The 26,853-nt window shown below is 73.1% G+C and carries 26 protein-coding genes; 14 read left to right on the top strand and 12 right to left on the bottom strand.

Going from position 1 to position 26,853, the window contains the following annotated elements; all coding sequences use genetic code 11:
* Positions 1–7: 7 nt before the first annotated feature.
* Complete coding sequence (locus AKI01S_RS29920; RefSeq protein WP_067825250.1) at positions 8–1,240, top strand: GNAT family N-acetyltransferase; 1,233 nt, start codon at positions 8–10, stop codon at positions 1,238–1,240.
* A 206-nt stretch (positions 1,241–1,446) separates the two neighbouring features.
* Here AKI01S_RS29920 and AKI01S_RS29915 read toward each other — a convergent pair whose 3' ends face one another.
* A complete protein-coding gene (locus AKI01S_RS29915) occupies positions 1,447–2,061 on the bottom strand; it encodes an NAD(P)-dependent oxidoreductase (RefSeq protein WP_067825248.1) in 615 nt (204 codons plus the stop codon).
* 59 nt (positions 2,062–2,120) lie between these two features.
* Between AKI01S_RS29915 and AKI01S_RS29910 the strand changes: the two genes are divergently transcribed.
* Entirely contained in the window at positions 2,121–2,477 is a 357-nt protein-coding gene (locus AKI01S_RS29910; protein ID WP_067825246.1) for a winged helix-turn-helix transcriptional regulator, read from the top strand.
* Here AKI01S_RS29910 and gdhA read toward each other — a convergent pair.
* The 3 genes from gdhA to AKI01S_RS29895 all read right to left on the bottom strand — a co-directional run bounded on the left by gdhA (position 2,470) and on the right by AKI01S_RS29895 (position 6,253).
* Positions 2,470–3,792, bottom strand: a complete 1,323-nt coding sequence (gene gdhA / locus AKI01S_RS29905) for an NADP-specific glutamate dehydrogenase (RefSeq protein WP_157420247.1) — start codon at positions 3,790–3,792, stop codon at positions 2,470–2,472. The two genes, AKI01S_RS29910 and gdhA, sit on opposite strands and share 8 nt — an antisense overlap.
* Positions 3,793–3,865: 73 nt before the next feature.
* On the bottom strand, positions 3,866–5,194 hold the full coding sequence (locus AKI01S_RS29900) for an MFS transporter (RefSeq protein ID WP_067825244.1): 1,329 nt from the start codon (positions 5,192–5,194) through the stop codon (positions 3,866–3,868).
* Positions 5,195–5,362: 168 nt separating this feature from the next.
* Complete coding sequence (locus tag AKI01S_RS29895) at positions 5,363–6,253, bottom strand: NAD(P)-dependent oxidoreductase (RefSeq protein WP_067825242.1); 891 nt, start codon at positions 6,251–6,253, stop codon at positions 5,363–5,365.
* Between the two features lie 97 nt (positions 6,254–6,350).
* On the opposite strand from AKI01S_RS29895, the gene AKI01S_RS29890 reads away from it, so the two are divergent.
* The 6 genes from AKI01S_RS29890 to AKI01S_RS29865 all read left to right on the top strand — a co-directional run bounded on the left by AKI01S_RS29890 (position 6,351) and on the right by AKI01S_RS29865 (position 13,752).
* The gene (locus tag AKI01S_RS29890) at positions 6,351–9,356 is read left to right on the top strand and encodes an AfsR/SARP family transcriptional regulator (protein ID WP_067825240.1); all 3,006 of its coding nucleotides are present in this window, start codon (positions 6,351–6,353) and stop codon (positions 9,354–9,356) included.
* A 16-nt stretch (positions 9,357–9,372) separates the two neighbouring features.
* Positions 9,373–9,840, top strand: coding sequence for an RrF2 family transcriptional regulator (locus AKI01S_RS29885; RefSeq protein WP_174567429.1), 468 nt, complete (start codon positions 9,373–9,375; stop codon positions 9,838–9,840).
* 74 nt (positions 9,841–9,914) lie between these two features.
* Entirely contained in the window at positions 9,915–10,373 is a 459-nt protein-coding gene (locus tag AKI01S_RS29880; protein WP_067825237.1) for a carboxymuconolactone decarboxylase family protein, read from the top strand.
* Positions 10,374–10,387: 14 nt separating this feature from the next.
* On the top strand, positions 10,388–10,846 hold the full coding sequence (locus AKI01S_RS29875) for a carboxymuconolactone decarboxylase family protein (RefSeq protein WP_245681834.1): 459 nt from the start codon (positions 10,388–10,390) through the stop codon (positions 10,844–10,846).
* A gap of 103 nt (positions 10,847–10,949) precedes the next feature.
* Complete coding sequence (locus tag AKI01S_RS29870; RefSeq protein ID WP_067825233.1) at positions 10,950–12,410, top strand: aldehyde dehydrogenase family protein; 1,461 nt, start codon at positions 10,950–10,952, stop codon at positions 12,408–12,410.
* 127 nt (positions 12,411–12,537) lie between these two features.
* Positions 12,538–13,752 carry a serine hydrolase domain-containing protein gene (locus AKI01S_RS29865; protein ID WP_067825230.1) on the top strand — a complete coding sequence of 405 codons (1,215 nt, stop codon included), beginning with the start codon at positions 12,538–12,540 and terminating at the stop codon, positions 13,750–13,752.
* Positions 13,753–13,773: 21 nt separating this feature from the next.
* On the opposite strand, the gene AKI01S_RS29860 is transcribed toward AKI01S_RS29865, so the two are convergent.
* Positions 13,774–14,544 (bottom strand): MerR family transcriptional regulator, encoded by a 771-nt coding sequence (locus AKI01S_RS29860; protein ID WP_067825228.1) that lies wholly within the window; start codon positions 14,542–14,544, stop codon positions 13,774–13,776.
* A gap of 184 nt (positions 14,545–14,728) precedes the next feature.
* On the opposite strand from AKI01S_RS29860, the gene AKI01S_RS29855 reads away from it, so the two are divergent.
* Positions 14,729–15,646, top strand: coding sequence for a zinc-binding dehydrogenase (locus tag AKI01S_RS29855; RefSeq protein ID WP_084000382.1), 918 nt, complete (start codon positions 14,729–14,731; stop codon positions 15,644–15,646).
* A gap of 110 nt (positions 15,647–15,756) precedes the next feature.
* Here AKI01S_RS29855 and AKI01S_RS50965 read toward each other — a convergent pair whose 3' ends face one another.
* From AKI01S_RS50965 to AKI01S_RS29840, 4 genes are all read right to left on the bottom strand, one after another.
* Complete coding sequence (locus AKI01S_RS50965; protein ID WP_157420241.1) at positions 15,757–16,059, bottom strand: hypothetical protein; 303 nt, start codon at positions 16,057–16,059, stop codon at positions 15,757–15,759.
* A 71-nt stretch (positions 16,060–16,130) separates the two neighbouring features.
* Positions 16,131–16,964 (bottom strand): protein kinase family protein, encoded by an 834-nt coding sequence (locus AKI01S_RS29850; RefSeq protein WP_067825227.1) that lies wholly within the window; start codon positions 16,962–16,964, stop codon positions 16,131–16,133.
* A 10-nt stretch (positions 16,965–16,974) separates the two neighbouring features.
* Positions 16,975–17,427, bottom strand: a complete 453-nt coding sequence (locus AKI01S_RS29845) for a glycine-rich domain-containing protein (protein ID WP_067825225.1) — start codon at positions 17,425–17,427, stop codon at positions 16,975–16,977.
* A gap of 198 nt (positions 17,428–17,625) precedes the next feature.
* Complete coding sequence (locus AKI01S_RS29840) at positions 17,626–17,901, bottom strand: hypothetical protein (protein ID WP_067825223.1); 276 nt, start codon at positions 17,899–17,901, stop codon at positions 17,626–17,628.
* 66 nt (positions 17,902–17,967) lie between these two features.
* On the opposite strand from AKI01S_RS29840, the gene AKI01S_RS29835 reads away from it, so the two are divergent.
* Together AKI01S_RS29835 and AKI01S_RS53750 are read left to right on the top strand one after the other, a co-directional pair.
* Complete coding sequence (locus AKI01S_RS29835; RefSeq protein WP_067825220.1) at positions 17,968–18,849, top strand: helix-turn-helix domain-containing protein; 882 nt, start codon at positions 17,968–17,970, stop codon at positions 18,847–18,849.
* 56 nt (positions 18,850–18,905) lie between these two features.
* Entirely contained in the window at positions 18,906–19,652 is a 747-nt protein-coding gene (locus AKI01S_RS53750; RefSeq protein ID WP_245681833.1) for a DUF6879 family protein, read from the top strand.
* An 8-nt stretch (positions 19,653–19,660) separates the two neighbouring features.
* Here AKI01S_RS53750 and AKI01S_RS29825 read toward each other — a convergent pair whose 3' ends face one another.
* Both AKI01S_RS29825 and AKI01S_RS29820 read right to left on the bottom strand, forming a co-directional pair.
* A complete protein-coding gene (locus AKI01S_RS29825) occupies positions 19,661–19,867 on the bottom strand; it encodes a DUF397 domain-containing protein (RefSeq protein ID WP_084000385.1) in 207 nt (68 codons plus the stop codon).
* A gap of 19 nt (positions 19,868–19,886) precedes the next feature.
* A complete protein-coding gene (locus tag AKI01S_RS29820; RefSeq protein ID WP_067825216.1) occupies positions 19,887–20,750 on the bottom strand; it encodes a helix-turn-helix domain-containing protein in 864 nt (287 codons plus the stop codon).
* Between the two features lie 517 nt (positions 20,751–21,267).
* On the opposite strand from AKI01S_RS29820, the gene AKI01S_RS29810 reads away from it, so the two are divergent.
* The 3 genes from AKI01S_RS29810 to AKI01S_RS29800 all read left to right on the top strand — a co-directional run bounded on the left by AKI01S_RS29810 (position 21,268) and on the right by AKI01S_RS29800 (position 25,359).
* Positions 21,268–21,588 (top strand): hypothetical protein, encoded by a 321-nt coding sequence (locus AKI01S_RS29810; protein WP_067825212.1) that lies wholly within the window; start codon positions 21,268–21,270, stop codon positions 21,586–21,588.
* 166 nt (positions 21,589–21,754) lie between these two features.
* Positions 21,755–24,388 carry a helix-turn-helix transcriptional regulator gene (locus AKI01S_RS29805; RefSeq protein WP_067825210.1) on the top strand — a complete coding sequence of 878 codons (2,634 nt, stop codon included), beginning with the start codon at positions 21,755–21,757 and terminating at the stop codon, positions 24,386–24,388.
* Positions 24,389–24,459: 71 nt separating this feature from the next.
* Positions 24,460–25,359, top strand: a complete 900-nt coding sequence (locus AKI01S_RS29800) for an alpha/beta fold hydrolase (protein WP_245681832.1) — start codon at positions 24,460–24,462, stop codon at positions 25,357–25,359.
* 1 nt (position 25,360) lies between these two features.
* On the opposite strand, the gene AKI01S_RS29795 is transcribed toward AKI01S_RS29800, so the two are convergent.
* A partial coding sequence (locus AKI01S_RS29795) for a helix-turn-helix domain-containing protein (protein WP_218009869.1) occupies positions 25,361–26,853 on the bottom strand: 1,493 nt, incomplete at its 5' end.

Genomic DNA, 26,853 nt, shown 5'->3' with positions numbered 1-26,853 from the left:
TAGCGTGATGCCGGTGGACAACGACGTCGCTTTCCGTGAGATCCCCGAGGCCGACATCGAACGGGCGCTGGAGCTCGTCTACCTCGCCTTCCACGGCAGACCCGAGGAGGAGCGGCGCGAACACCACCACAAGCTGCTCCAGGGGTGCGAGCGCATCGGCGCCTACGACGGGGACACCCTGGTCGGGACGCTCTGCGCGTTCCCCTTCACCATGTCCGTTCCGGGCGGGGAGCTGCCCTGCCCCGGCGTGACGTTCGTGGCCGTCGCGCCCACGCACCGGCGGCGCGGGGTCCTGTCCGGGATGATGCGGGAGCTCTTCCGGCGCTGCGCGGCCGACGGGCGGCCGATGGCGGCGCTGTGGGCGTCGGAATCGGTGATCTACGGGCGGTTCGGGTACGGGGAGGGCACCCGGGGGCTCCTGGTGGAGATCGACGCGCGGCGCCCGCTGGCGCTGCGGATCGAGCCCGACGGACGGCCCCTGCGGCTGGTCTCCCCCGAGGACGCCCCGGAACTGCTCGCCCCCTACTACGAACGCACGCGCGCCGGGCGGGCCGGGCGGATCGCCCGCACCGAGCGGTGGTGGCGCGAGGAGTGGCTGGCCGAGAAGGACTCCGACGACGAGGAGCTGTCGCCGCCCCGGATCGTCGCCCTCGGCGAGCCCCTGGCCGGATACGCGATCTACCGGACCAGGAGCGGCGACGAGGACACCGGCAGGCCCGCCGTGCTCTGGGTCTACGAGATCGAGGCCGACTCGCCGCACGTCGCCGCGGCGCTGTGGCGCTACCTCATCTCGATCGACCTGATCGGAGTCGTCAAGGCGTGGGGACGCCCGGCCGACGACCCGCTGCTGCTGTTCGCCGCCGACCGGGACCAGGTGAAGGTGACCGCGGAGTGGCCGGGGCTGTGGGTGCGGCTGGTCGACGCGCGGACGGCGCTGGAGAGCCGGTCGTGGGCCGCCGACGTCGACCTGGTGCTGGAGGTCCGCGACGACTGGGCGCCCGGCAACGCGGGCGTCCACCGGCTCACCGTCAAGGACGGGGTCGCGTCCTGCCGGCCGTCCGGGGACGCGCCCGACCTCACGTTCGAGGTGCGCGACCTCGCGGCCTGCTACCTGGGCGGCATGCGCGCCGCGCACGCGGTCCAAGCGGGCGTGGCCGCCGAGCACACACCCGGCGCGGCGACCCTGCTGGACACCGCACTGGCGACCGGCTACCTGCCGCACACGGTCGACGAGTTCTAAGCCCCTTTCCAGAAGCCCTGTGCGGGACAGGACTGACGACTTCGGGTTGACCGCGTTGGCGGAGGCGGAGGTCACGGTGTCGGCCGATCATCTCCTGTCACGCCTCGAACACCTCGCGGGCTCGTAGTCACATGTCGCCGGGGTGGATCGAGGCGTCTTCGACGACCGCCCGACCAGGTCGCGGCGGGGCCGCTGCGCGGCGGGTTCTAGGCCTCCACGCCGATGTGGGTGCGGTGGTGGCGGGGGGTTTCGATCTCGTCCAGGAGGGCGAGGGCGAAGTCCGCGTAGGTGATGCGGGACGCGGCGTCGCCCGGGGCGAGGCGGTAACGGCCCGTGGGCGTCCCCTCGTGGTCGAAGTCGCCGGACGGGCTGATGACCAGCCAGTCCAGGTCGGTGTCCGCCTTCTGGAACACCTCGTCGCCCGCCTGGTGCGCCAGGAGGAACGCGCGGTACTCCTGCGGGTAGCCGGGCGTGTCCATGAGGAGTTCGCCGGAGGCCGCCGGGATGACCGAGGCCACGCCGACGCTGACCAGGCGGGGCGCGGCCAGCCCCGCCAGCAGGGCGCGGGCGGCGGCCGGGAAGAACGCGGCGGGGTCGGCGTCCGCCGCGTAGGTGGAGTTGATCGCGGCGTCGTGGCCGCGGGAGGCGGCGGCGACCGAGGCGGGATCGGTGACGTCCCCGGCGATCACGTGGGCGTCCAGGTCGGGGTGGGCGGCGGGGTCGCGGACGACGGCGGTGACCTCGTGGCCGCGGCGGCGGGCCTCGGCGACGGCCGCCCGGCCGCCGCGTCCGCCCGCGCCGAAGATGACGATTCTGCTCATGTCCGCGACGGTAGGACAGGGGATGGTTTCCGATCGGATACCCCGTCTACGGTGGGCGCATGAACGAGCCGTTGGATCCCGACATGTTCGACCCGGTGTGCCCGTCGCGGCTCGTGCCGCTGCGGTTCGGGGACAAGTGGGCGGGGATGGTCGTGCGCTGCCTGGAGGGCGGGCCCCGGAGGTTCTCGGAGCTGCGGGTGCCGTTGCGCGGGGTCACGGCGAAGGCGCTGACCAAGTCGCTGCGCGGGCTGGAACGCGACGGGTACGTCGTGCGGAACGCGGACGGGCGGCGCGTGGAGTACGCGCTGACGCCGCTCGGCCGCAGCCTCCTCGGCCCGATCAACGCGTTGTGCGAGTGGGCCGAGGACCACTGGGACGAGATGCTCGACGCCCGCGAGGCCGCCGACGTCAGGTGAGGCCCTGGGCGAGCATCGCGTCGGCGACGCGCTCGAAGCCCGCGATGTTCGCGCCGGCCACGTAGTCGCCGGGGGAGCCGTACCGCTCGGCGGTCTGCGCGACGGTGGCGTGGATGTCGTTCATGATCTGCGCGAGCTTGGCGGTGACCTGCGCGAACGTCCAGGTCTCGCGGGCGGCGTTCTGCTGCATCTCCAGCGCGCTGACCGCGACGCCGCCCGCGTTGGCGGCCTTGCCGGGGCCGAACGCCACCCCCGCGTCCTGGAACAGGTGGATCGCCTGGGGGGTCGTCGGCATGTTCGCGCCCTCGGCGACGGCCTTGACGCCGTTGCGGACGAGGGTGAGCGCGGCGTCGGCGTCGAGCTCGTTCTGCGTCGCGCACGGCAGCGCGACGTCGGCGGGCACGTCCCAGACCCGGCCGCCGGGCACGTAGGTCGCCGACGCGCCCCGGCGCTCGGCGTAATCGGCGACGCGGCCGCGTTCGGCCAGCTTGACCTGCTTGAGCAGGTCCAGGTCGATGCCCTTCTCGTCGACGACGTACCCGGCGGAGTCGGAGACGGTGAGCACGTGCGCGCCGAGGTCGCGGGCCTTCTCGACGGCGTGCACCGCGACGTTGCCGGACCCGGAGACGATCACCTGCCGGCCTTCCAGGTCCTCGCCCCGGACGCCCAGCATCGCGCGGGTGAACAGGACCGTCCCGTAGCCGGTCGCCTCGGCGCGGCCCGCCGAGCCGCCCCAGCCCTCGCCCTTGCCGGTGAGCGCGCCCGCCTCCCAGCGTCCGGTGACGCGGCGGTACTGGCCGAACAGGTAGCCCAGCTCGCGGACGCCCACGCCGATGTCCCCGGCCGGGACGTCGGTGTGCTCCCCGAGGTGCCGGTACAGCTCGGTCATGAACGACTGGCAGAACCGCATCACCTCGGCGGCCGAGCGGCCGCGCGGGTCGAAGTCGCTGCCGCCCTTGCCGCCGCCGATGTTCAGTCCGGTCAGCGCGTTCTTGAAGATCTGCTCGAAGCCGAGGAACTTGACGATGCCGAGGTTCACCGACGGGTGGAAGCGCAGGCCGCCCTTGTAGGGGCCGAGCGCGCCGTTGAACTCGACGCGGAAGCCGCGGTTGACGTGGACGGCGCCGGAGTCGTCCTGCCAGGGGACGCGGAAGAGGACCTGGCGTTCGGGCTCGGCGAGGCGGTCGACCACGTCGGCGAGCTCGGGACGGGCGGCGACCACCGGGGCCAGGGACTCCAGGACCTCGCGGGCCGCCTGGTGGAACTCGGGCTCGCCCGGGTCGCGGCGCAGGATCCGCTGGTACAGCGCCTCCAGTGCGTCGGCGGCGGCGGCCGGGACCGGGCGGCGGTAGGACAGCGTCACGGTGTTCCCTTCGTTGGCTGTGGGTTCATACGCGAACGGCCGTGCGGCCGTTCACCCGGAGGACGAGGACCAGCAGCGCCAGCGCGAGCGCCAGCGGCACCGCGAGGCCGTGTCCCGGCGCGGACAGCGCCGTTCCGGTGGCGGCGACGCCGAGGACGCCGCCGAGTTCCTGGACGGTGCCGAGCAGGCCCGACGCCTGGCCGGAGGAGCCGGGGGCGACGCGGGCGAGGGCCGTCGAGATCAGCGGGGCCATCGTGAGGCCCATCCCGGCCCCGGCCAGCAGCAGGCCGGGCGGGAGGTGGAACGGGTCGTCGGCGGCGGGCAGCAGTGCCAGGCCGGACGCGAGCACGAGCGCGCCGAGGGCCGGGGCGCGGCGTTCGGGCAGGCGGCGGGCGAGCGGGGCCGCCAGCACGAAGCCCGCGTTGAGCGCCGTGAAGATCAGCCCGGCGGTCAGCGGGGAGAGGCCGTGCCGGTCCTGGAGGGCCAGCGACAGCGCGAACGACAGGCCCGCCGACGTCGCGAACAGCAGCGCCACGGCGGCCAGTCCCGCCGCGAACCCGCCGTCGCGCAGCAGCGCCAGCTCCAGCAGCGGGTCGGCGACGCGGCGCTGCCGCACCGCGAACGCGGCCAGGGCGGGCGCGGCCAGCAGGGCGACGGGCCACCACTCCGGCGCGGTGAACGGCAGCACCGCCAGCGCCAGGCCCGCCGCCAGGAGCGCCGCGCCGGGCAGGTCGAGCGGCCGGGCCGTGCCGAACGACTCGGGCACCGCCCGCCGCAGTCCCAGCAACGCCGCCAGCCCGACCGGGACGTTCACCAGGAAGCAGGTCCGCCAGCCCGGCCCGGTGGCGATCAGCAGTCCCCCGAGCGCCTGCCCGCTCACCCCGGCCAGCCCCACCGCCGTCCCGTACCAGCCGAAGGCGCGCGTTCGTTCCGCGCCCGGGTACAGCGTTCCGAGCAGGGCCAGGACCTGCGGGGCCAGCAGGGCGGCGGCGACGCCCTGCGCGGTGCGGGCCGCGACGAGCGCGGCGCCGGTCGGGGCCAGCCCGCACGCCGCCGACGCCGCGGTGAACAGCGCCAGCCCGATCCCGAAGACGCGCCGCCGCCCGTAGCGGTCGCCCAGCCGCCCCGCCACCACCAGGAACGCGGCGTAGGCCAGCCCGTAGGAGGCGGCGGTCAGCTGCGTCAGGCTCGGGCCGAGGCCCAGGTCGCGGCGGGCGGACGGCAGCGCGACGTTGACGATGAAGAAGTCCAGCGTCGTCATGAACACGGCGGACAGCAGCAGCGGCAACGCCCACCGGGACCGCACCGGCCCGGCGACGGGCACGGGCACGGCGAGGGGAAGGGCGATCGTCATGGGGGGCTCCTCTGGCGCGGTGGATCCCAGCTTCGGAGGGGGGCGTTGGGATTCGGTTCCGGCCGGGTTGCGTGCTGTTCGGAACCCCGTTGTGACGGGCGGGGTTGCGGGGCACCTGTGTTTCCCTCCGGTCCCCGGGCGCGTCCGGGGACCGGAGGGTTGGGCCGGTCAGCCCTGCGGCTTGCGGATGGCCTCGTAGACCGAGCCGAGGCCGGTCTCCTCGCCGATCTCGTGCACCGGGCGCCAGAACAGGTCGCGCAGCGCCTTCGGGACGGTCGTGTCCACCCCGGCGTCCTCGCTGGTCTCGACGATGTGGTCCATGCCGACCGCCTGCATCCGCAGCGTGTTCTCCGCGTACTCGTACTCGCCGGTCTCGATCTCCCGGGTGAGGTGGCCGACGAAGCCCATCGGGCCGTCCCCGGCGAGGTCGGTCAGCATCTTGGCGGTGAACCGCCGCAGCGCCCCCGGCTTCGCCCCGTATCCGGTGAGCATCCCCACCGAGTGCATGTAGGCGGTCAGCGTGGACCAGAACACGTACAGCTCGGCCTGGTAGAACGCCATCGCCAGACCGTGGTCCGCGCCCTGGTGCACCGGCTCGGCGAGGACGGCGAGCGTCGCGCGGTGCTCGTCCAGGGCCTCCTCGGGACCGCTGTAGTGGACGTAGGCGCCGGGCTGGCCGATGCCGGGCGGCGGCACCATGATCCCGCCGGTGAGGAGGGTCGCGCCGTGCCGTTCGGCCCAGATGGCGGCCTCGCGCAGTTCGGCGGGGGAACCGGAGCTGAGATTGACCAGGACCCGGCCGCGCAGCGCGTCGCCCGGGTCGCCGAACGAGGCGTACATCGCCTTGTAGTCGGTCTGGCTGATGACCGTCAGGTCGGCGGCGGCGACGGCCGCGGCGGCGGACGGGGCCAGGGTCGCGCCCTGGGCGACCAGGGCGTCGGCCTTGCTCGCGGTGCGGTTCCACACGGTGACGGGGTGGCCCGCCTTCAGGAACGTCTCGGCCATCGTCGCGCCCATCGGGCCGAGGCCGACCACCGCGACGTGCTTCTTCTCCGACATGGTGTGCTCCTTCGTTGTTCGGTGGCTCCACCTTCGGCGAGGGCGCTACGGAGGCTCTTCGGGTCAGCTACGGGCGCGCCACGGTTAGGCTGGCGCGGTGCGTTTCGGGGTGCTGGGGCCGTTGGCGGTCTGGTCGGTCGGGGGCTCGCCGGTCGCGGTGCGCGAGGCGAAGGTGCGGGCCCTGCTGGCCGACCTGCTGATCACGCCGGGACGGCCGGTGTCGGTGGACCGCCTGGTCGAGGACCTGTGGGGTGACCGGCCGCCGCGCAACCCGGTCGGGACGCTCCAGGCGCGGGTGTCGCAGCTGCGGTCGGCGCTCGGCGACCGGTCCCTGGTCGTGGCGCGGCCGCCGGGGTACGCGCTGGACGTCGATCCGGAGGCGGTGGACGCGGGACGGTTCGCGGCGCTGGTCGCGCGGGCGCGCGAGGCCGGGGACCCGGGGGCGCGGGCGGGACTGCTGGCGGAGGCGCTGGGGCTGTGGCGGGGGCCCGCGTTCGCGGACTTCGCGGACCTGCCGTTCGCGCAGCCGGTGATCGCGCACCTGGAGGAGCAGCGGCTGACGGCGCTGGAGGAGCACGCCGAGGCCCGGCTCGAACTGGGCGAGCACGCCGTGCTGGCCGACGAGCTGGCCGAGGCCGTCGCGCGGCATCCGCTGCGGGAGCGCCTGCGCGCCGCGCACCTGCTCGCGCTGTACCGGGCGGGGCGGCAGAGCGAGGCGCTGGCGGGCTACGCCGACGTCCGGGAGCGGCTGGCCGAGGAGCTCGGGCTCGATCCGGGGCCCGGGCTGGCCGCGCTGCACCAGGCGATCCTGGAGCAGTCGCCGTCGCTGGCCCCGCCGCGGCGGGCGCGCGGCAACCTGCCCGCCGTGTCCGGGGAGCTGATCGGGCGGGACGAGGAGGTCGCCGCGACCCGCGCGCTGCTGGACGCCGAACGCCTGGTCACGCTCACCGGGCCGGGCGGGGTCGGCAAGACGCGGCTGGCGCTGGAGGTCGCGGCGGGGATGGCGTTCCCCGACGGGGTGTGGCTGGTGGAGCTGGCCGCGTCGAACGCCGAGCCCGTCGAGGTGGTCGCCGCGACGCTGGAGGTGCGCGACGGCTCGGCGCGGGGGCTCGGCGACGCGCTGCGCGACCAGCGGGCGCTGCTGGTGCTGGACAACTGCGAGCACGTGGTCGACGAGGTCGCCGAGCTGGTGGAACGGCTGCTGGCCGCCGCGCCGGGGCTGCGGGTCCTCGCGACCTCGCAGGAGCCGCTGGGGGTCTCCGCCGAGCACGTCCGGGCCGTGCGGCCGCTGCACCTGCCGGGGGCCGACATCGCGCCGGAGACGCTGCGGACCTACAGCGCGGTGCGGCTGTTCGTGGCGCGGGCCGCCGCCGCGTCGCCGGGGTTCGCGCTGGACGCCGGCACCGCCGCGCCGGTCGCGGCGATCTGCCGCCGGCTGGACGGGCTGCCGCTCGCGCTGGAGCTGGCCGCGACGCGGGTGCGGGCGCTCGGCGTGCACGAGCTGGCCGCGCGGCTCGACGACCGGTTCCGGCTGCTGAACGCGGGCAAGCGCGGTGGCCCGGCCCGGCAGCGCACCCTCCGCGCGATGATCGACTGGAGCTGGGAGCCGCTGCCCGAGCCCGAGCGCGCGGTGCTGCGGCGGCTGGCGGTGCACGCCGACGGCTGCACGCTCGACGCCGCCGAGGCGGTGAGCGGGGCCGACCTGGAGGTGCTGCCGCGGCTGGTGGACCGTTCGCTGGTGGCGCGGGCGGACGGGCGGTACCGGCTGCTGGAGTCGGTGGCGGCGTACTGCCTGGAGCGGCTGCGCGAGGCCGGGGAGGAGGACGAGTACCGGCGCCGCCACGCGCGCTACTACACCGGCCTCGCCGAACGCGCCCTCCTGCACGGCCCCGAGCAGCGCGACTGGCTGACGCGCCTGGACCGTGAGTCCGCCAACCTGCGCCTCGCGCTGGAACACGGCGACGAGCCGCTGCGGCTGGTGAACGCGCTGGGCTGGTACTGGCATCTGCGGGGCCGGTTCAACGAGGCGCGCCGTTCCCTGGCGCACGCGCTGACGCGGCCGGGCGGCTCCCCCACCGAACGCGCGGTGGCCGGGGCCTGGCACGCCGGGATGACGATCTCCCTGGGCATCGGCGATCCGGAGGAGCTGACGCGGGCGGCGCTGGCGGCGTTCCCGGCGGGCGGGGACCCGCTGCCCCGCGCGCGGGCGCAGTGGTTGCTGACGTTCCTGCACTGGCACTACGGCGACCTGGCCGCCAACGAGGCGCGGACGCGCGAGTGCCTGGAGACGTTCCGCGCGTGCGGGGACCGGTGGGGCGAGGCCGCCGCGCTCGCCGTCCTCGCCAAGATCGTCATCATGCACGGGGACCTGACCATGCTGCGCGACCACGGGGAACGCGCGCTGGCGCTGTTCACCGAGCTCGGCGACGACTGGGGGCGGCAGGAGGCGACCGACGCGCTCTCCCGGCACGCCGAGACGGTCGGCGACCTGGAGCGGGCCGTCCGGCTGCGGCGCGAGGAGCTGCGGATCACCGAGGAGCTCGGGCTGTGGACGGACGTGTCGTTCAAGCTGTCGCACCTCGGCCGGCTGGCGCTGCTGCGCGACGACCTCGACGAGGCCCATGACCTGCATGAACGCGCCCTGAAGCTGGGGGTGGCGCATTCGGGCAAGACCGCCGAGGAGTTCGCGGCGGTCGGGCTGGCGCTGGTGGCGCGGCGGCGCGGCGACCTGGACGCCGCCGAGACGCTGCTGCGGCCCTGGCTGGAGTGGCTGCGGTCGGTGGACGGGACGGCGGGGACGGCGTTCACGCTGGCGGAGCTGGGGTTCGTCGCCGAGCAGCGCGGGGACGGGAAGGCGGCGCTCGACCTGCACTCCGAGGGGCTGCGGGCCGCCGAGGCGACCGGTGACCCGCGCGCGGTGGCGCTGGCGAAGGAGGGGCTGGCCGGGGCGTACTCCCTGCTGGGGGACCTGGCGCGGGCCGCCGCGCTGCTGGCGGAGGCGACCGCGCTGCGGGAGGGGACGGGCGCGCCGCTGCCGCCCGCCGAGCGCGGCGACGTCGACCGGATCCGCGCCCGGCTTGCGTCGGCCAATCTAGACACCTAACATCTAGGTTATGCGGATGAGCGAGGGAGTCGAGTGGGCGGCGCACGTCTGCCTGCTCCTCGACTGGCTGGACGACGGCAGGCCGGTCTCGACGGCCCGGCTGGCGGCCGCCTACGACCTTCCCGCGCCGTATCTGAACAAGCAGCTCCAGGCCCTGGTCAAGGCGGGCGTCGCCACCTCGACCGCGGGGGCCCGGGGCGGCTTCCGGCTGGCCCGGCCGCTGGAGAAGATCACGTTGATGGACGTCGTCACGGCGATCGAGGGGCCCGACCCGGCCTTCCAGTGCACCGAGATCCGGCAGCGCGGGCTCGGCGCGACGACGCCCGCGTCGATGTTCGACTCCCCCTGCCAGATCAACACGGCGTTCCGCCGGGCCGAGACCGCCTGGCGCCGCGCCCTGGCCGATCAGACCCTCGCCGACATCCGGGACCAGGTCGCCCGCGCCGCCCCCGACCTCCCCGAGCGGTACCGCGCGCGGGTCTGATCTCCGCTCCCCGACCACCCCGGCCCTTCGCGGGCCCTCAATCTGGATACTGAATATCCAATTAGGAGACCGTGATGCAGAAACGGATGACCACCTTCACCACCCACGCCGCCGACGCCTACAAGGGTTTCCTCGCCGTCGAGCGGTTCCTGCACGGCGGCGTTCTCCCGGACACGCTCCTGCACCTGCTCAAGCTGCGGGTCAGCCAGATCAACGGCTGCGCGTACTGCGTGGACATGCACGCCTACGACCTGAAGAAGGCGGGCGAGAGCGACGAGCGGCTGTGGTCGCTGGCCGCCTGGCGCGAGGCGCCGTTCTACACCGACGAGGAACGCGCGGCGCTGGCGCTGGCCGAGGCCGCCACCCGCATCGCCGACGACCCGGACGGCGTCCCCGACGAGATCTGGGACGAGGCCGCCGACCACTTCGACGAGAAGCAGCTCGCCGCGCTGATCGCCGCCATCGCCAACATCAACGCCTGGAACCGCATCAACGTCACCCTGCGCAACCCGGCGGGCTCCCACCGCCCCTGAGAGAGGAGAACACCGTGTCGATCCGTATGGCGAACATCCCCGAGCTGATCGGGGAGGGCTACCAGGGGTTCGCGAGCGTCGACAGGTTCCTGCACCGCAGCGAGCTGCCGAACACGATCGTGCACCTGGTGAAGCTGCGGGTCAGCCAGATCAACGGCTGCGCCCTGTGCGTGGACATGCACTCCCACGACGCCAGGAAGGAGGGGGAGACCGACGAGCGGCTGTGGTCGGTCGCCGCCTGGCGCGAGGCGCCGTTCTACACCGACCAGGAGCGCGCGGCGCTGGCACTGGCCGAGGCCGCCACCCGCATCGCCGACAACCCGGACGGCGTCCCCGACGACGTGTGGAACGAGGCCGCCGAGCACTTCGACGAGAAGCAGCTCGCCGCGCTCGTCGCCGCCATCGCCCTCATCAACGCCTGGAACCGCATCGGCGTCACCGCCCACATCCCGGCCGGGTTCTACCGGCTCTGACCGCGATCCGCCGCCCGTTCTTTCCGCCCAGTGGAAAGAACGGGCGCGGTGGTGTCGGCGCGGGCCACAGGCTGTGGGGAGGACGACCCTCGTGAGGAGACCCATGGCCATCCACCGTGAGCTGCTGATCGGCGGCAAGGACGTGCCCGCCCGTTCGGGACGGCGGGCGCGGGACGTCTCCCCCGCGACCGGCGAGGTGTACGCGACCGTCGCGGCGGCCGGACCCGAGGACGTCACGGCGGCGGTGGACGCGGCCGCGGCCGCGTTCGAGGAGTGGGCGGCGCTGTCCCCGTCCGCCCGCCGCGCGCTCTTCCTGCGGGCCGCCGACCTGCTGGAGGAGCGCGCCGAGCAGGCGATCGCGCTGATGGCGGCCGAGGTCGGTGGGACGCGCCCGTGGGCCGGGTTCAACGTGATGCTGGCGGCCGGGATGCTCCGCGAGGCCGCCGCCGCGATCACCGCGCCGCGCGGGGAGGTGCTGACCGCGCAGCAGGAGGGCGTCCTCGGGCTGGCGGTGCGCGAGCCGGTGGGCGTGGTGGCGGCGTTCTCCCCGTGGAACGCCCCGATCATCCTGGGCGTCCGCTCGGTGGCCGCCGCGCTGGCCGCCGGGAACACGGTCGTGATGAAGCCCAGCGAGGACGCGCCGGTGGCGTGCGGGCTGTTCGTCGCCGACGTGCTGCGCGACGCGGGCCTGCCGGACGGCGTGCTGAACGTGGTCACCAACGACCCGGCCGACGCCGCCGAGGTCGCCGAGGCGCTGATCGCCGACCCGCGCGTGCGGGCGGTGAACTTCACCGGCTCCACCGAGGTCGGGCGGATCATCGGCGTGCACGCCGCCCGGCACCTGAAGCCCGCGCTGCTGGAGCTGGGCGGCAAGAACGCGATCATCGTGCTGGACGACGCGGACGTGGACTACGCGGTGGACGCGGCGACGTTCGGCGTGTTCATGAACGCCGGGCAGATCTGCATGTCGGGCGACCGGGTCCTGGTGCACGAGTCGCTGGCGGAGGAGTTCACCCGAAGGTTCGCGGCGAAGGTCGCCGCGCTGCCGTCCGGCGACCCCACCGAGCCCACGACGGTGATCGGCCCGCTGGTCTCCCCGGCCGCCGCGCGCCGGGTCGCCGCGCTGGTGAAGGACGCGGTGGACAAGGGCGCGACGGTCGTGACGGGCGGCGGCGAGCCCGCCGGGGCGGTGCACCCGGCGACGGTGCTGGCGGACGTCCCGCCGGAGGCCGACCTGTACCGGGGCGAGGCGTTCGGGCCGGTGTGCGTGGTGGACACGTTCGCGACCGACGACGAGGCGGTGGCCAAGGCCAACGACACCGAACACGGCCTCACCGCGGGGATCATCACCGAGAACGGCACCCACGGCCTGCGGGTGGCGCGCCGCCTGAAGACCGGGATCGTGCACGTCAACGACCAGTCGGTGGGCGACGAGCCGCAGGCGCCGTTCGGCGGCTTCAAGGCGTCGGGCTACGGCCGCTTCGGGGGGCGCTGGGGCCTGGAGGCGTTCTCGAACACGCGCTGGCTGACGCTGGCGACCCAGCAGGCGCACTACCCGTTCTGAGCGCGACGCCCGCGGAACGTCCTCGATCGCGACCGGTGTTGACCTTGACCTTGGGTCAAGGTCCACGATCATCGCATGGCCGCCGGGAAGGGGCCGATGACCACCTGACGCGAGACGAGGAACGACCATGGGCGAGTCCCCCCACACCGTCAACAGCAGGATCCCGCGGCGGGCGGCGGTCACGATGGTGACGGCCGCGCTGCTGGCCGGGGTGACCGCGCCCGGAGTGGCCGCCGCCGACACCAGGGCCGCCGGGCAGGACCGCCCGGAGCTGCGGAAGGCCACGCAGGCGTTCGTCGACGCCGGTTTCACCGGGGTGCAGGTGCGCGTGAACGACGAGCGGGGCGAGTGGGTCGGCAGCGCCGGGGTCCGCGAGCTGGGCGGCGCCGCGAAGCCGCCGGTCAACGGCCGGTTCTGGGCGGGCAGCAACGTCAAGACGTTCGTCGCGACGCTGGTGCTGCAACTGGTGGCCGAGGGCAGGATCGGGCTGGACGCCCCGGTGGCCGACCACCTGCCGCGGTTCGGGCTGGACCGGCGGATCACCGTGCGGATGCTGCTCCAGCACACCAGCGGCCTGTTCAGCTACACCGGCGGTTTCGGCCCCGACGGGAAGTGGGTGCCGGGCCTCCCCTCCGCGGGCAAGGAGTGGCTGGACAACCGGTTCCGCAGCTACCGGCCCGAGGAGCTGGTGCGGTTCGCGCTGTCCAAGGGACCCGTCTTCGCGCCGGGGGCGGACCAGGACTACTCCAACACCAACTACACGCTGGCCATGCTGCTGGTCGAGAAGGTCACCGGCCGCTCCTATGCCGAGGAGATGAAGCGGCGCGTCCTGCGGCCGCTCGGGCTGACGGGCACCGTGGTGCCGGGCTACCGGACGCGGCTCCCCGGTCCGCACTCCCACGGCTACTACCGCTACCAGGACGCCACCGGCCAGTGGAAGGTCGTCGACATCAGCCGCCAGAACCTCTCCCTGCTGGCCGGCGCCGGTGATCTGATCTCGACCACGCGGGACCTGCACCGGTTCTTCTCCGCGCTGAACGGCGGCGGGCTCCTGCCGCCCAAGCTGCTGACCGAGATGCGCACGCCGCACCCGAAGATGGGCTACGGCCTCGGGATGTTCGTGCAGAACCTGGGCCCGGGCTGCGCTCCCGTCCTCCGCCACAACGGCAGCCCGCCGCACGGCTACGGCGCGCTGATGTACAGCTCGCTCGACGGCAGGAAGACCGTGACCGGCGCGGTGACCTGGGTGGACGAGGCCACGAGGGGTCCGGCGAAGGACTTCGAGAAGCTGGCGGACAACCTCGTCAAGCAGGTGTTCTGCGACGGGCGGACGGCGGGCTGAGACCGTTCGCGGCCGGCGTCGCTACCGGGGGACCTCGACGCCGGCCGCGCGCAGGTTCGCCTCGACCAGCGCGTTCAACCGGACCAGGGCCGGTGGGTCGGCCCGGTGGCGGTTGACCGTGGCGTACCGGGCGGCGGCGTCGGACCGGGCCTGGAAACCGGCCGGCATCGTCAGCCGCTCACGGTCGGCCAGCACCCTGCCCGCCAGCGCGGACGCCAGCTCCTCGATCCGCGGATCCTCTGGATCCCAGGACGCCGCCTCCCAGCCGCGCTTGGTCAGCTCGATCCACTCGGGATCGTCGAGCCACTGCTCCAGCCGGGCCACGAAGACCTCGAAGATCTCCGGGACCAGGGCCCGGGTCAGCACCAGGGCCTCGCGCTGCGCGTCCACGTAGCCGGCCTGGAAGCCCAGCCCGGCGAGCCGGTCCAGGACCGCGCAGGCGCGTTCCGGCAGCAGGACCCGGTCGCCGTGGGCGAGCCGGTGCAGCGTGTCGCGGCGCGCGGTCAGGTCCTCGATCCGTTCGGTGAGCCGCCGCTCGACGTCGTCCAGGGCGGCGGCGAACCGTTCGGGGTCGGCGTCGAGCAGGTCGCCGATCTCCGCCAGCGGCACCCCCGCCTCCGCCAGGGTCCGGACCTGGACCAGCCGCAGCAGGTCGGTCGACCGGTAGCGCCGGTAACCGGAGCCGTCGCGTTCCGGCTCGGCGACCAGGCCGAGCCGGTGGTAGTGCCGCACCGTCTTGATCGTGACTCCGACGAACCTCGCCGCCTGCCCGATCGTGAGCCCCTCGGCCATCGCCCCGGCAACCTCCTGAACGTGCGCGGCCGCGTTCGTCCAGGCCGCCGACCGCCGAGGCTACCGGCCGTGCGCGCCGCCGCGGATCTCCGCTGGGAAGGAGGTAAGAAAGCAGATAGTTTTTTAATAGACTATCTGTTAGAGTCGTTGCTGTCGCCACGACCCCTGACCCACGGGAGATGCCATGTCCACGCGCGCCCTCATCGTCGACCCGTCCGCTCACGACAGCATCGGCTTCGGGGAGATCGCCGACCCCGTCGCCGGTCCCGGACAGGTGCTCGTCGAGGTCCGGCACGCCTCGCTCAACTACGCCGACCTCAACAACGCGGGCAACGGACGCCTCCCGGCCGGAGCGGCGCTGGGCCTCGACGCGGCCGGGGTCGTCGTGCGGGAGGCGGCGGACGGTTCCGGCCCGGCCGCCGGGACCCGCGTCGTCCTGTTCGCGGACGGCGCGTTCGCGGAGCGGGTGGCCGTCGACGTGGCGTCGGTGGCCGAGGTCCCGGACGGCGTCGGGCTCGCCGAGGCGGCGGCGCTGCCGACGGCGGGCCTGGCCGCGCTCCGCTCGCTGCGGACCGCCGCGGTCGCCCCCGGCAAGCGCGTGCTGGTGACCGGCGCCTCGGGCGGTGTGGGACGGTACGCCGTGCGGCTCGCCGCCCACGCCGGGGCGCACGTCATCGCCTCGGTCGGCTCCCCCGCGCGCGGCGACGGCCTCGCCCACCTGGGCGCCGACGAGGTGGTCGTGGGCCTGGACGACGTCAAGGAGCCCGTCGACATCGTCGTGGAGACGGTCGGCGGCCCCCAGCTGGTCACGGCCTGGAGACTGCTCGCCCCCGGCGGCAGCCTCCAGTCCGTCGGATGGGCCTCGGGGGAACCGGCCGTCTTCCCGCCCTACGCGACGGTCGGCCCGCCCAAGACGCTCGTGTCCTACGTCAACGAGTTCGCGGCCGCCGCCGACCTGGCCGAGCTGGTGCGGCTCACGGCCGACGGCGTCCTGGTGCCCGAGATCGGCTGGCGCGGCCCGTGGGAGCGCTTCGCCGAGGCGACCGACGCGCTGCGCGGCCGCCGCGTCACGGGCAAGGCGGTCTTCGACCTCGACGCCTGAGCCGTCCGGCTCACCGGTGACACCGCTCCGCCGTCCCGCCCAGCCAGAACCCCCAGCACAGATCGTTGCCGCACCGCAGGTCGTACAACGCACGACCGAACCGGACCTCGTCAGGGACCACGCGCGCCTCGCCGCTCTGGTCCTTGACGGGCTCCCACTGCGACCGCAGCCACCGAACATCCGTCCTCGGGGGTGGTGGCGACGTGCCGGATCGTCCGCGCGGCTTTCCGTAGCCAGTCCCGCAGCAGCTTCGGCGCGTAGCCGGTGGACAGATCCTGACGCGCCGACTCGTTCCCGTACTCCTGACCGTCCATCCGGGACGAGTGGCAGTGCCAGTGCAGCCCCTTGGCCTCCCAGGCCGTCGGCTCGCTGCCACGCCAGCTGGCGTCATAGTCGAAACGCGGAACACTCATCGGCCGCCCCGTGATGCTCGCGATCAGGTGTCGAACTCTCCGGCCTTCACATCCAGGATGAACCTCGCCACTCAGACGGAGTGAACACCGAACGAGCCCGGCCCCGGATCAGCGGAGCGCGGCCGTGCCACCGGGCTGGTGTCCAGGTACGCGCGCCAGGCTCTCAGGGCCACCGCCAGATCGGCGCTGCCTTGTGAATCGGCGAGGGCCAGCCGTGTGCCCGTGTAAACCCTCAGCGCTTCTGACGTGGTCTGCTTCCATGCCGGGACCTGCTGTGCCCACCTCTCGGCCCCTTGTGGACTGTGCCCGGCCTCGATCAGGCGAACGACCATGCTCGCCGTGTCCAGCCAAGCGGCGGCCCGGCTCGGCCATGCCCAGTCGACGACCCACGACCGTGGCCCGATCAGGATGTTCCCGGCGTTGAGGTCCATATGAGCCAAGATGTCCCCGCGCAACAGATCCAGCTCTGCGGAGGCCGCGAAGGGAGCCCAGCGGCGTTTCACGGGCAGGACCGGAAGGTCGGGTCGAGCTTCGTGCGACAGCTCGGCCAGCAGGGCCGCCACCTCTCCCAGGTCCGCCGAACCCGGTGACAGGTCGGCGTGGCGGCCGTCCACATGCTCGAAGGCCATCAGCAGCCAACCGGCGGCCTCGGCATGCCACAGCATCCGAGGCGCACGCTCGGGGAGGAACGGCTGAACCCTGGTCTCGATCCGCCGTACATCGGCGCGCGGACCTTCCAGGCGGCTGCCCTTGAGGAAGATCCGGCCGCCCGAGGTGTGCAGGGTGGCGACCAGATCCGAGCCCGCACCACGTGGAGCTGGGTCCATCGAGAGGACCCGTCCCGCCCGTTCGGTGACGGCACGGCGCACCGGGACAGGCAGGTCCTTCCAACTGACGCGACTCATGCGGTTGTCCTTACGGCGAGTCGTGGCAACCGGCGCAGCACTGGTTGCAGTTGGCGGCGTCCACGGTCCACAGCTCCCAATCGATGGGATAGCCCGTCGACTTGATCGCGTCCACAGTGCTCCCCAGCGTCGCGCCCGACCGGATGTCGTCGTTGCAGACGGGGCGGTGGTGGATGAAGGCCCCGGCGTAGGTGTCGCAGAAAGCCGCGTACTCCTCGGTATGCAGGATGAAGGCAAGCCAGCCGGGGTCCACGGCCTCGGTGGGCGACAGGTTGCGACCGGGGTTGTCGGCGCAGGCTTTGAGGAAGATCAACGCCTGCGTGACGATCCGCTGCGCCCGCTCGTGGGAGACGTCCTCGTCCTCCGTCACGCGGGCCACGAGCTTGGCATACAGGTCCCGAGAGATCAGCTCCCTCGGGTCGTGAGCGACGACCGAAGCCGTCACGTCCGGAGCAGTGGTCATCTTCGCTTCCTCCTTGAGAGGCATGGGGGGCAGAGAAGCCTTGGAGCATGGCTGGTTGCCGTATCCGGAAGGGCACGGCCGCCCAGGTGAACGAACGCCCCTCGTCCCGGCCGAAGTCACATCCGATGTCGGCCCGGTGCGCAACGTCCCGGCCTGACCACGCGCCTGCTCCGCTCAAGCCGTTCCGGCTCTTGCCTTTCAACCAAGTGGGGCCCGCACGCCGCTGGAGGCGGGAGGGCCGTCCGGGACCTCGTCCAGGGCCGCGAGTTTCCGTTCCGCACAGCCGCTGATCAGAGCCACCGTGAACGGAAGCAACCCGTGCTCACGCATGGCCTCCTCGTAGGCCGCCTTGACGATCTGCGTCGTCAGCGCCATCGCCGCTCTCTGCCCCGCCGCGATGAACGCCCCGCGTTCCTCCGCCATCGGGCCGCGCCTCCGCTCCGGTTCACCACGCTTGATGCCGTCGAAGCCCATGACTCGACCATGGCCCCCTCGTAACGTGGAAGACCAGGGATTTCACTGTCTTTCACACCTCGCGAGATGCCTTCGTCACGTTCACCCTCGTCCAGTGCCCAGGCCGCACGTCAGCGCCTCGGCGACAAGCTCCGCCGGATGCGTCAGGAGGCATGCGTCTCCGGCGTGCGCTTCGCCGAGCTGGCCGGATGGCGCGCGTCGTCGCAGGTCAGCATGGTCGAACGCGGACAACGCACCATCACCCCCGACCATGTGCGGCTGTGGTGCCGGATCTGCCGGGTTCCCGAGCATGTGACGGCGGAGTTGTTGGCCGAGCAACGCACGGTCATCGACATGTGGCAGACCCATCAGGAGAGCAACCGCGCCGGACTCAGAGGCCGCCAGGAGAAGTTGCGGGACAAGTACCAAACCGTCCGCCTTCACCGCGTCTACCAGACCAAGGTGATCCCCGGCCTGCTCCAGACACCGGCGCTGATGACCCACTACCTGACCACGGCGCGTCTGGAACAGCACCTCGACCTGGACGACGTGGCCGAAGCCGTGGAATCCCGCCTCGAACGCCAGCAATGCCTGAACCGTCCCGACGCCCGCTGGCTGTTCCTGCTGGAGGAAGACGTGCTGTGGTACCGCCCGGGCCCTGCCGAGGTGCATGCCGAACAGCTCCGGCACCTGTTGGCGTCCATGAGACGGCCCACGGTCTCTTTCGGTGTGATCCCCCGAGCCATCGACCGGCGCGGAGTGAACCCCGAGGAGTCGTTCACCATGTCCGAGCTACCCGCGTCGGTGGTGGTCACCGTGGAGCTGGTGTCCGGCACGCTCACACTCACGCAGCCATACGAGACGCGCATGTACGCCGAAGCCTGGGAGCGGCTGTTCGGCTTGGCGGTCCACGGCGACAGGGCACGAGCACTCGTCAAGGCACCTTTGAGTGCCCTGGCGGGAGCTTGACGGACGTCGATGCGTCGGCGAGAGTCGGCCCGTTCCCGGCTGTCGTGGAGGCTCCCGTGCGCGACATCGATTTCGTCGGCTCCGATCCCGGATCAGAGGACGAACGTTGCCCTGCGGTCTTCCGTGATCCCGATACTGGGGACTTCTATCTGCAAGGTCGGCGCGTGACCGATCCCGACCTGTTGAAGGCTCTCGGCCAACACGTGGCGCTCGCTCCGGACGAGGCCGTCATCTGGCAGCCCGCCCGCATGGCCGACCAACTCGTCGAGGCCGCGACTGGAGCTTACGAGAAGGGCCGCCACGGGCACGGCATTCCGACCTTCGCTGAGCTGTTGGCCAATACCAAGCGGTCAGCCATGCATCTGGAGATGCGGGACTTCTACCGGCCCTCGCCGGGGTTCGATGACTGGAAGAACGGTGGATCGGGCCGTACCGACCGTTCCAAGTGGGTCTCGCTGGTCGAGGAGGCCGTGGCTCGCGGGGTGAGGATGAGGCGGGCGCGTGTCGTGAGCGAACCGGTCTCGGACTACGTTCGCTGGCTGCACATGGTCACGGACGTGAACATCAAGGCGGGAGAGGAGGTCCGCTGGCTGCCTCGCCGTCAGGCATGGGATCTGATGCTTCCCGGCGCGGACTTCTGGATGTTCGACCAACGTCTCGTGCGGTTCCACTTCGACGCGGGCGACGGAACGATGCTGGAGGAGTACGAGTTCGTGTCCGACCCACGCAGAGTGGCCCAGGTCGTCGCGGCGTTCGAGATGGTGTGGGAACGAGCCGTCCCGCACGAGGAATACCGCCTCTGAACGTCGGGCTACAGGTCGTGCGTTCCGTTGCGGATCTCCGCTGAGAGGACACGGAACGCGGAACGCGGGAGAACGAGCAGAGGGCCGTGCACGTTCTTGGAGTCGCGGACTCCAATGAGGCCGTGCACCGCCGCCACCTCTACGCACTGGTCGTTCTGGCCGAGGCTGCGGCTCGACTTGCACCAGTCAGCTTGAGCGAAGTCCGACACGAGCATCTGGTTCCCCATCTCCCGGTCATCCGTACTGCTCAGCGATGGCCCTGATGAGCCTCAACGAGTCAGCCGCGCTCTTGGCCGTCGCGCGCAGATGATCAAAAGTCAGGTTAGCGGCCTGTATTTCGCTGAGACGTTCGAGATACAGGGTTCCCGCGAAGGACTCGATGTACGCCACGTCCGGTTCGTCCTCCTCCGCGAAACGGAAGATCCCGAACGTGCTCGTCAGGGACGCGTGCACTCCTGCCTCGAAGGGGATCACCTGAAGGGTGACCCCCGGTCGGCGTGCGACCTCCGCCAGTCGGCGAAGTTGTCCCTTCATCGTCTCTCTGCCGCCGATCTCACGTCGCAGGGCCGCCTCGTCGAGGATCGCCCAGAGTTTGAGCGGGTGGTCCCCGTCGAGCACCTGCTGGCGTTCCATGCGCAGGTTCACGCGGCGTTCGATGGCTTCGTCGTCCAGGTCCAGGGCACCGGCGTCGGAGATGACGGCGCGGGCGTAGTCGGGCGTCTGGAGCAGGCCCGGCACGCCGAGCGGCTGGAAGATGTTCGCCTCGGAGGCGGCCGTCTCCAGGTCGATGTACGTGCGGTAGTCCTTGCTGAGGAAGTCGCTGTAGGGCTGCCACCAGCCGACCTGCTTGGCCTCGCGCGCCAGCCTGATCAGCGCTTCCCGCTCCTCGCCGTCCTTGATGCCGTAGAAGTCCAGGAGCGCCGCGACCGCCTCCCAGAGGACCGCGATGCGACCGGTCTCGATGCGGCTGAGCTTGGACGCCGACCAGTCCATGTGCCGGATCACGTCTTCGGCGGAGATGCCACGGCTCTCGCGCAGGCGACGGAGTTCCGCTCCCAGTCGTCGCCTGCGAACGGTCTGGCTGCTGCGACGCGTCATAGCCTCACACCTCTCACGAGATCCTTTTCAAATTTCTTATGTGCACTTGCACGCAAGCAATGGATCATTCATGCTCTCAGTGTGCACCAAGTCACTGACCGTGTGCAGGGATTGACGCCTATGACGGCGTGCGCGATGCGGTTTGGCCGCTTGCGGACGAGGGGGCGATCCGGCCCCGGCAGGGTGCGCGGAGAAGTGGAAGACCGCCGCGCGGCCAGGGCCCTGGCCTGGAAAACCGGCCTGGCCGCGCGGCTCCGACCTCGCTAGGAGGTGGTGTCGTCATGGTAGACGGAGCGGTGACGGCGGCAGAGAGGATCGCCGCGTTGGAGGCGGCGCATCCGGGATGGGCCGTGTGGCGGTCGCGGCAGGGCGTCATGTGGGGTGCCACACGACGTCGGGATCTGTCGTTCCGGGAGATCGAGCGGGGCCTCGACCAGTCGTTGGTGTGCGACAGCGCCGATGAGCTGGCCGAGCGTCTGGGTGAGCAGGACGCGCGGGAGCGTTCTGGAGCCGTTCGGTGACGGGACGGGGTGTCGCCGTGCGGCACCTCGAAGTCCTCAACGGCGTGCTCGGGGCGGCGGGATGGGGAACGTCCATCCGGTTCGGGGACGAACCGCCCGGGCTCCGGGTGCTGCATCCGGAGAGTTCGCGGATCGGCGTGACCGTTCAGGTCATGGTGCGGGCGGACGGCGCGGGCGGCGTTGTGCCGTGGTTCGTGTGCGTGGGTGGGCCGGTGCTCGCCCCGTGCGCGCGGGCGGGAGCGGCTGTCGCCGTTCTGGAGGGCTTCTTCGGTCCGTGGCTCGGAGCCGAGCGGAGCGACCTGCGCGTGCGGACGTGACCTTTCGGGCAGTGGCCGCGTTGGCTCGTGGAACGGCTTCGGATGGAGTGCACGTCGCGGCGGCTGTTCTGTAGAGGGAGATCCACGCAAGCTCCTTGACGGCGTGGGGCCGTTCCTGGTGGTGGGGGCGGCCCCACGGTCTCGGGGGTGGGGAACAATTCCGTTCATGCTTCATGGGCGGGGGAAAGAGCTCGCGGCGATCGACGCGTTGCTGGACGGGTCCGGCGGGGCCCTGGTGGTGCGGGGTCCGGCCGGGGTCGGGAAGTCGGCGCTGCTGGAGTACGCGGCGGGCCGGGGAACGCGCGTCCTGCGGGCCATCGGGAACGAGGCCGAGCAGGGGCTCGCGTTCGCGGCGTTGCACCAGTTGGTGTGGCCGGTCGCCGATCTGGTCGAGGAGCTTCCGGGGCCGCAGCGGGACGCCGTGCGCGGTGCGCTGGGGCTGGCCCCGGCGGTTGAGGACGCGCGGTTCCTGGTGGCGGCCGGGGTCGTGTCGCTGCTGGCGGAGGCGGGTGACGGGCTGGTGTGCCTGGTCGACGACTTCCAGTGGTTCGACCGGGCGTCGGCCGACGCGGTGGCGTTCGCGGCGCGGCGGCTGGAGAACACCGGCGTCGCCATGCTCATCGCGGTGCGCGGCGACGGGGTCGTCGGCGGAGTGCCCGAGCTGGTGGTCGGCGGGCTGGACGCCGACGGGGCTCGGGGCGTGCTGGGTGAGGGCGTTCCGGCTCAGGTTGTGGAGCGGCTTGTTGAACTGACCGGCGGGAATCCTCTCGCGTTGGAGGAGGCCGCGAAGGTTCTGGGAGCTGAGCGGCTGGCCGGGCGGGTGCCGTTGCCCGATCCGTTGCCGGTGGGGGCCGAGCTGTTCCGGGAGCAGGTCTCGGCGCTGTCGGCGGACGCGCGGAAGCTGTTGCTGGTCGCGGCCGCCGAGGGACGTGGGGACGTCGATGTCGTGCTGCGGGCGGCGGGCGTTCCGGTGAGCGCGTTGGAGGAGGCTGAGGCCAGCGGGCTCGTGCGGGTGGAGGGCGCGGCGCTGCGGTTCCGGCATCCGCTGGTGCGGTCCGCCGTGTACGGCGCTGTCGAGGCTGCGGAACAGCGGCGGGCCCACGCGGCGTTGGCCGACGTTCTCGACGATCCGGATCGGCGGGCCTGGCATCGGGCTTCGTCGGTCTATGTGCGGGACGAGAGCGTCGCCGCCGAGCTGGCCGGGGCCGGGGAACGTGCCAGGGAGCGCAGCGGGTACGGCGACGCGGCCTCGGCGTTCGCGCGGGCCGCCGAGCTGACGCCGGAACGCGCGACGCGGGCCCGGCGGCTCATCGACGCGGCGACGGCGGCGTGGCTGGGCGGGCGGCCGGGGCAGGCGCAGAGCTGCCTGGCCGAGGCGCGGGAGCTGGCCGGAGACGAGCTGACGCGGGCCGAGGCCGAACGGCTGCGCGGCCGGTTCGAGCTGAACTCCGGGGACGTCGCCGAGGCGCAGCGGATCCTCCTGGCGGCCGCGCGGCCGGAGCTTCCGGCGGAGCTGGTGGTGGGACTGCTCGCGGACGCGGCGGAGGCCGCGTCGGTGCACGGGGACGTCGCCGCCATCGTGGAGACCGGGGAACGCGCCGAGGCGTACGGCGACTCCTTCCACCGGAACATGCTCGTCGGGATCGGCGCGATGCTGGCCGGGGACCCCGAACGCGGCGCGGCCGTCCTGCGGCAGGGTCTCCGGAACGCCGAGCCGGAGGAGGCCGCCGATTTCCTGTGGGCGACGGCGGCGGCGAGTTATCTCGGTGAGGCCGACACGGCGGCGAGGCTGGCGGTGGACGCGGGGCGGGTCGCGCGGGTGTCGGGGCTGGCCGGGCAGCTTCCCGTGGTGCTGGAGTACGTCGCGACCGCCGAACGCGTCGACGGCCGCCTCGCCGACAGCGCCGCCGTCTCGGAGGAGGGCCTGATGCTGGCGCGCGAGGCCGGTTACACCAACTCCGTCGCCGCCCATCTGGCCAACCTCGCCGCCGTCGCGGCCGTGCGGGGACGGGAGGAGGAGTGCGAACGGTACGCGCGGGAGGCCCTGGCCATCGCCATCCCGCACCGGATCGGGCTGCGGGTGAGCGTCGCGCGGTACGCGCTCGGCCTGCTGGACCTGAGCCTCGGGCGGTTCGCGGCGGCGCACTCGAAGTTCGCGGCGATGGTCGCGGCCGGGCCCGGGGCGGGGCATCCGACGACGGTGTGGCGGTCGACGCCGGACCGGGTGGAGGCCGCCGTGGGGTGCGGGGAGACCGGCGCGGCGGAGGAGGCCGTCGGGCGGTACGAGCGGTGGGCCGCGAACGCCCGCAGCGACGAGGCGCGGGCGCTGCTCGCCCGGTGCCGGGCGCTGGTGGCGGAGGGAGAGCTCGCGTTGCCGATGTTCGAGGAGGCGATGCGGCTGCACGAGGGGGGCTCCGCGTTCGAGCGGGCGCGGACCGCGCTGCTGTACGGCGAACGGCTGCGGCGCGCCCATCGGGCCGGGGACGCGCGGCACCCGTTGCGGACGGCGGCGGAGACGTTCGGGCGGCTCGGCGCCGACCCCTGGGAGAGGCGCGCGCGGGAGGAGCTCCGCGCCGCCGGGGAGTCGGCCGAGCCGAGGCCCGACGCGCGCGACGCCCTCACCCCGCAGGAGCGGCGCATCGCGGCGCTGGTGGCCGAGGGCGCGACGAACAAGGAGGTCGCGGCCCGGCTGTTCCTCAGCACCCGGACCGTCGAGTACCACCTGTACAGGATCTATCCGAAGCTCGGGGTGTCCTCCCGTACCGAGCTGGCCCGGTACTGGGCCGGTGGTCCCCAGTAGTACCACTGATGGCACGGGCGGCCGGGACCGGCATTCTCTCCATCATCAGGAACGAACCGAAGGAGCCGGACTTGACCGAACGATTCATCACCAACGGGACCGTCGAGCTGTGGACCGAGGAGTTCGGCGACCCGGCGCACCCGCCGGTGCTGCTGGTCCCCGGCTCCATGGCGTCCGGGATCACCTGGCCGGACGCGCTGGTCGGACGGCTGGCCGCGGGCGGGCGCCGGGTGATCCGGTACGACCACCGCGACACCGGGCGGTCCAGCACCCTCGACTTCGACGCCGCCCCCTACACCTGGACCGACCTGAAGGACGACCTGCTGGCCGTCGTCGACGGGTACGGGCTGGACGCCGTCCACCTGGTCGGGCACTCGGCGGGCGGGGTGCTGGCGCAGTGGGTCGCCGCCGAGCACCCCGAACGCGTCCTGACCCTCACCACCGTCGGCTCGTCGCCGCTCGGCGCGGGCGAGGGACGCACCATCATGAACGCGCTGACCGGGCAGGCGCCGGGCCCCGACGACCTGCCCTTCCCCCGCGAGGAGTTCGTCGAGTTCTTCACCGGCGCGGCCGTGAACCCGCCCGCGCCCGACCGCAAGAGCCTCATCGACTTCGCGGTGGCGACGGCGCGCGTCCTGCACGGCACCGCGCTGCCGTTCGACGAGGACGCCGAGCGCGCGCTCGCCGAGAAGATCTTCGACCGGGCGCGGCGGCCCGGTTCGGAGACCAACCACCAGCGCGCGTTCGCCGCCGACCCGACGTTCGAGCCGGTGGACGTCCTCGGGAGGATCACCGCGCCGACGCTGGCGATCGAGGGCACCGAGGAGCCCGCCAAGCCCGGCCACAGCGCCCTCATCGCCGACCGCGTCCAGCGCGGCGAGCTGTTCATGGTCGAGGGCATGGGCCACATGTTCCCCGCGCCCGTCCACGGGGCGGTGGCGGAGGCGATCCTCCGCCACACGGCCCGGTGAGTCAGGATGCCAGGTCGAGGCGGGCGAGCTCGCCGCGCGAGGCGACGCCGAGCTTCGGGTACGCCTTGTACAGGTGGTAGCCGACCGTGCGGGGGCTGAGGAACAACTGCGCGCCGATCTCCCGGTTGCTCAGCCCCGCCGCCGCCAGCTTCACGACCTGGATCTCCTGCGGGGTGAGCGCGGCGAGCGCGTCGGAGGGGCGTTCGGCGGCGATCGCCTCGCCCGTCGCGCGCAGCTCGGCGCGGGCGCGGTCGGCCCACGGGGCCGCGCCGAGCCGTTCGAAGGTCTCCAGCGCCGAGTGCAGCGGCGCGCGGGCGTCGTTGCGACGGCGGTTGCGGCGCAGCCACTCGCCGTGGAGCAGCTCGGTGCGGGCCCTCTCGAACGGCATGCCGCCGTCCTTGCGGTGCAGGGCGACGGCCCGCTCGTAGGACGCCTCGTCGTCGTCCAGCAGGGCGGCGCAGCGGGCGGCGATCGCCTCGGTCCACGGCTGCCCGACCTGCGCCGACCAGCGGCCGTACCAGGCGGCGGCCTCCCGGCCGCGCCCGGCCTGCCCGGACCGGACGGCCGCCTCGACCAGGTCGGGGACGCTGGCGATGGAGCCGGCGCGGTTCTCGGCGGTGAGCACCCCCGCCAGCCGGTCGAACGCGGCCTCGTGGCGGCCCAGCCCCAGGTCGAGAAGGCTGCGGGCGGCGACGGCGTGGACGCTGCTGGGCGGGATGTCGCGGGCCAGCGGCTCGGCGGTCAGCTCCAGGCAGCGTTCCTCGTCGCCGCCGAGCGCGGCCAGGTGCGCCAGCGTCGTGGCCTGGTAGACGCGGATGCGGTGCTGGCCGGTGTCGGCGGCGATGCGCATGCCCTCGGTGGCCAGCGCCAGCGCGTCGCGGGTCCGGCCGAGCATCAGCTCGGTGCGCGCGAGCGGCATCAGCGTCAACGACAGCAGCCCGATCGAGCCCTCGGCGCGGAAGCGGCGCTCCAGGGCGCGGGCGCTCGCGTTCGCCTCCGCCACGTCCGCGATCATCAGTCGCCACATCACGGCGCGCAGCAGGTCGCGGGGGCCGTAGCAGGAGTCGTTGACGTCGATGAGGCGGCGCAGCGCCGCGACGCTCCGGGCGGGGTCCAGGCGGGACAGCGGGCTCTGCCCCTCGAACAGGTCCGCCAGCGCCCGCACGTTCTCGGCGCGCGGCAGGCCGAGGCGCTCGGCGCGGTCGGCGGTGGCGCGCAGGGCGGGCAGGTCCCCGGCGTTGGACGCCGCCATCGCCGCCTGGAACAGCAGGTAACCGGCGGTGACCGGATCGCGGTCGGCGACGGTCCCGGCGGCCTCGCCCAGCATCCCGAACGCCTCCCGTCCCCGGTCCTGCTCGTCGGCGAGGGTCGCGTGGATCATCACCAGGTCGGCGCGGGCGACCGGGTCGGTGACGTCGCGGGCGGCGCGTTCGGCGAGCGCGACGGCCTGCTCGGCCCGGCCCGCGTCGGCGGCGGCGTGCGCGGCCAGCGCCA

Origin of the sequence: Actinomadura kijaniata NBRC 14229 (assembly GCF_001552175.1) — a bacterium.
GTDB classification, from domain to species: Bacteria; Actinomycetota; Actinomycetes; order Streptosporangiales; family Streptosporangiaceae; genus Spirillospora; species Spirillospora kijaniata.
The sequence above is the reverse complement of the archived record's forward strand: the minus strand, read 5'-3'. Positions and strand labels throughout refer to the sequence as shown.

Bases quoted from the DNA above. Each gene is read 5' to 3' on its own strand.
- AKI01S_RS29920 (WP_067825250.1), top strand. From the start codon at position 8: ATGCCGGTGGACAACGACGTCGCTTTCCGTGAGATCCCCGAGGCCGAC.
- AKI01S_RS29915 (WP_067825248.1), bottom strand. From the start codon at position 2,061: ATGAGCAGAATCGTCATCTTCGGCGCGGGCGGACGCGGCGGCCGGGCG.
- AKI01S_RS29910 (WP_067825246.1), top strand. From the start codon at position 2,121: ATGAACGAGCCGTTGGATCCCGACATGTTCGACCCGGTGTGCCCGTCG.
- AKI01S_RS29900 (WP_067825244.1), bottom strand. From the start codon at position 5,194: ATGACGATCGCCCTTCCCCTCGCCGTGCCCGTGCCCGTCGCCGGGCCG.
- AKI01S_RS29895 (WP_067825242.1), bottom strand. From the start codon at position 6,253: ATGTCGGAGAAGAAGCACGTCGCGGTGGTCGGCCTCGGCCCGATGGGC.
- AKI01S_RS29885 (WP_174567429.1), top strand. From the start codon at position 9,373: ATGAGCGAGGGAGTCGAGTGGGCGGCGCACGTCTGCCTGCTCCTCGAC.
- AKI01S_RS29880 (WP_067825237.1), top strand. From the start codon at position 9,915: ATGCAGAAACGGATGACCACCTTCACCACCCACGCCGCCGACGCCTAC.
- AKI01S_RS29870 (WP_067825233.1), top strand. From the start codon at position 10,950: ATGGCCATCCACCGTGAGCTGCTGATCGGCGGCAAGGACGTGCCCGCC.
- AKI01S_RS29865 (WP_067825230.1), top strand. From the start codon at position 12,538: ATGGGCGAGTCCCCCCACACCGTCAACAGCAGGATCCCGCGGCGGGCG.
- AKI01S_RS29860 (WP_067825228.1), bottom strand. From the start codon at position 14,544: ATGGCCGAGGGGCTCACGATCGGGCAGGCGGCGAGGTTCGTCGGAGTC.
- AKI01S_RS29855 (WP_084000382.1), top strand. From the start codon at position 14,729: ATGTCCACGCGCGCCCTCATCGTCGACCCGTCCGCTCACGACAGCATC.
- AKI01S_RS50965 (WP_157420241.1), bottom strand. From the start codon at position 16,059: ATGAGTGTTCCGCGTTTCGACTATGACGCCAGCTGGCGTGGCAGCGAG.
- AKI01S_RS29850 (WP_067825227.1), bottom strand. From the start codon at position 16,964: ATGAGTCGCGTCAGTTGGAAGGACCTGCCTGTCCCGGTGCGCCGTGCC.
- AKI01S_RS29845 (WP_067825225.1), bottom strand. From the start codon at position 17,427: ATGACCACTGCTCCGGACGTGACGGCTTCGGTCGTCGCTCACGACCCG.
- AKI01S_RS29840 (WP_067825223.1), bottom strand. From the start codon at position 17,901: ATGGGCTTCGACGGCATCAAGCGTGGTGAACCGGAGCGGAGGCGCGGC.
- AKI01S_RS29835 (WP_067825220.1), top strand. From the start codon at position 17,968: ATGCCTTCGTCACGTTCACCCTCGTCCAGTGCCCAGGCCGCACGTCAG.
- AKI01S_RS29825 (WP_084000385.1), bottom strand. From the start codon at position 19,867: ATGCTCGTGTCGGACTTCGCTCAAGCTGACTGGTGCAAGTCGAGCCGC.
- AKI01S_RS29820 (WP_067825216.1), bottom strand. From the start codon at position 20,750: ATGACGCGTCGCAGCAGCCAGACCGTTCGCAGGCGACGACTGGGAGCG.
- AKI01S_RS29805 (WP_067825210.1), top strand. From the start codon at position 21,755: ATGCTTCATGGGCGGGGGAAAGAGCTCGCGGCGATCGACGCGTTGCTG.